This window comes from Thiocystis violacea, from assembly GCF_016583575.1.
Classification (GTDB): Bacteria; Pseudomonadota; Gammaproteobacteria; order Chromatiales; family Chromatiaceae; genus Thiocystis; species Thiocystis violacea.
The window spans coordinates 1-2,830 of record NZ_NRRG01000119.1; the positions used below are offsets into that span (position 1 = coordinate 1).

Annotated in this window: 2 protein-coding genes; both read right to left on the reverse strand. The window is 51.1% G+C overall.

Annotation, left to right across the window (positions count from 1 at the left end; genetic code table 11):
* Positions 1-345: 345 nt before the first annotated feature.
* A complete protein-coding gene (locus tag CKO27_RS23585; RefSeq protein ID WP_200377353.1) occupies positions 346-1,584 on the reverse strand; it encodes a DNA adenine methylase in 1,239 nt (412 codons plus the stop codon).
* Positions 1,584-2,399, reverse strand: coding sequence for a hypothetical protein (locus tag CKO27_RS23590; RefSeq protein WP_200377354.1), 816 nt, complete (start codon positions 2,397-2,399; stop codon positions 1,584-1,586). Before CKO27_RS23590 ends, CKO27_RS23585 begins: the two co-directional genes overlap by 1 nt.
* Between the last annotated feature and the right edge of the window lie 431 nt (positions 2,400-2,830).

The window sequence follows — 2,830 nt, forward strand, 5'->3', positions numbered from 1 at the left end:
GTCGTTGCCGCTGCGCGGCGCGCTGACGAGGATGCATGGGGGCTGGCTCCACGGGTGGGCAGTTGGGTTTGGCCACTCTCAGCCTACCACCACCGCCAGCCTTTCTCATGCGTTTCAGCAGGTTGGGCTTATCTTAGTGCCATTCAACCCTGGCCCTTTTATATATACTCAAACCGATCCGCCAACATTCGTAGCAGCCAAGGAACAGCGCCGACGGTGGCGCGGTCAGTGGCACCCAAATGGTGGAACCTCCTATTTATATAGGTTGCGCGCCTATCTTAGCGCCATTCTGGTCCATCCCCGGCTTCTCGCTTGCCGCGTCCATGTTGAGCGCCGGATTAGCCGTTATTTCCACTGAGCGACAACATCGAATTCCACCAGCTCTTTCTTTGAGTTGCGCTTGCGAATTGCACGACATTCAATTCCACTGAACCCAAGTGCTGTTAGCATTTCGGCATAAAACAGTTCTGTGGAAATCAGCGTTCCGTAGAAGGTTGAATTGCCGACTATGTAGTGCAACTCAGCGCCACGGTCGAGGACGGGAATTAAGCGTAGAAAGTGAGACCACATATCATCAAAATATTTCGCCACATAGTTAGCAAGTACAACGCCATTCTTGTTCTCTGCGTGCGCGATTTGGTCTAGCGCCATGGAAAGATTGGCGCTTTTGAAATGGTTCGTGGGACGTTTCCAATCTGTCAACCGACTTGTTGCGATTCCCCAAGTGCCGCCTATGGCTGTCCAGTCTAACTCGCCTGCGTCTCTGCCGTTAATCAAGAATCCAAGCCAGTACATGTAGGGGCGCAGTTCTCGAATATAGGACATTCGGTTAGCGTAAGGTGGGGAAGTGATGACAAGATCAAACAGGCCTTTAACCGCTTCTGCGGGGTTCCTTGAATCGCCAAGAATAACATGTCCCTCGCCTACAGGATTTTCGCTGGCACCGCTAAGTACGAAACGAACATCCTCGGAAAAGACGCATGCCATATCCTCATCAAAGCCAATTTCAAATTGAATGTCATTCTTGAACGACATTGATTGATGATTGAATGCGGCATTCGACAGCTCAATTAATGATCTGCAAAAAGCAATCAGTAGTAGAGTGCGTTCCGCAGAGCGTTCCTTTGTCACTGCTGGAATGGCGGCACGAAGAAGCCGCAGAAAATCGAGCGATTTTGGACTCCACCACCGTTCTATGTTGTGGATAGACGGTGCGGGAACAGGTTCAACGCTTTGACTCTTTACCAAGTCAAGCGCGGATGCATGGGCTTCCCGCGTTGCGGCAATTTGCCCAGGAGAGTAATGCGCGATTTTCGCCTGAGCGAGCCACACGAGAAACGGATTGATGTCAGTTGTGACTCCCTCATGCCCGTGGTAGGCAGCACTCAACACAGTCGTTCCGGTGCCGCAAAAAGGATCAAAAATACGTTTTGCTTGTTCGTGATCAACAATCAGCTCTTCAACAATCTTAAGGGAGTAGGCGGGAGTAAGGCGCAGCCAGCCATGCCGCCCTGTCTTTGAATTGAATTTGTAGGTGTAATCTGATCTCTGGCGAAGTTGCTCACGCTCTAGTACCGCAGACATTATTTGGTCTCCGGCGCGAGTAATGCTGTCAGTACGGTATCTATCTCTGATCGAAGTGTCTTGCTATTTCGCTTGAAGAATGCAGCGAGGTCGTAGCCGACTACATCACGCATGAAGTCGTAGGTAGAAATCAGGGGATTGTTCGCGCCCTCGATGCCGGTAACAACAGCCCACTTTTCCGCACGGTAGCGGAGCAAGATGTCACTGTCGATTTGCGCTGACAAAATAACCGCGCATGGAAAATAAGCCTTTGTGTATGCGGTTGCTGCGTTTGCGATGTCAGCGTTCTGGCGCTTGGAGTCTTTGCTTTTGTATCCCTGCCGAACCTCGAAGATGGTGCCGGTCAAGGTCGAGAATACGTTTGAGTCAACGCCGATAGATTCAGCGTAATCCTTCATCCATGCGTGGAAGCGAGCACGCTTTGCTTTGTCGGCAATTTTGTCGAGCGGTACACGTCCATCAAGGTACAACGTCCGAGTCTTCCCGCTGGGAAGCGGAATTGTATAAGACCACATGACATCGGCTTCAGATAATCCAAGGGCATCCTTGACAGCGGTTCGAAAGAGCTTTTCGCATCCAATACCAATTTGCCTATATACGCTGGTCATCCCGCCCGCCGCTTTGTGAGCGGCGTACATCATCGGGTTGTCTAGGCCGAACCAGCTATAGAACGGGTCACTTTGGTATAGCGTTTGAAATTGCGCGAGTGTCAGCCCGTCTCCCTTTGCGCCTTGACCAAATTTCGGCTTGTACTTGGCGCATATCTTTATCGGCTCAAGGACAAGATCAAGGTATGCGGCATCGTTTTGTTTCAATGGGAAGACTCCTGATGATTTTTCGTGAAACTAAGCGGAAATGTGTCCGATCTCTATTTTGAACGGCTAAAAATAAGCATTTATCGATCAGGCGCATGGGCCGTGAGCGTGAATTTGCTCTGACGCTTGGGCGCCTGATGGATAAATGTCTGTTGGACTAATCCGATCCTGGCACGCCCTGCCCGGCGGCGCAACGGGCATGCCTTATAGAGAGGGAACTGGAAAAACCAGGGGCAGACCCTGAGGTATCCCCACTTAAATATATTTAAAAATAGTTGATTAGAAGCGTATTCCAATGCGGAAGTGAACATGCATGGGGTTTGATGGTCCACAACGGGCGACGAAACCTGCGGAAACCCCCCATGCATGCCCTAACGATTCTACACCGCTGTGTCGCGCCGCTGCTGGTCGGCATCCACGCTCGGCGCTTG

Excerpts from the sequence above, each read along its gene's own strand:
- CKO27_RS23585 (WP_200377353.1), bottom strand. The coding sequence starts at position 1,584 with ATGTCTGCGGTACTAGAGCGTGAGCAACTTCGCCAGAGATCAGATTAC.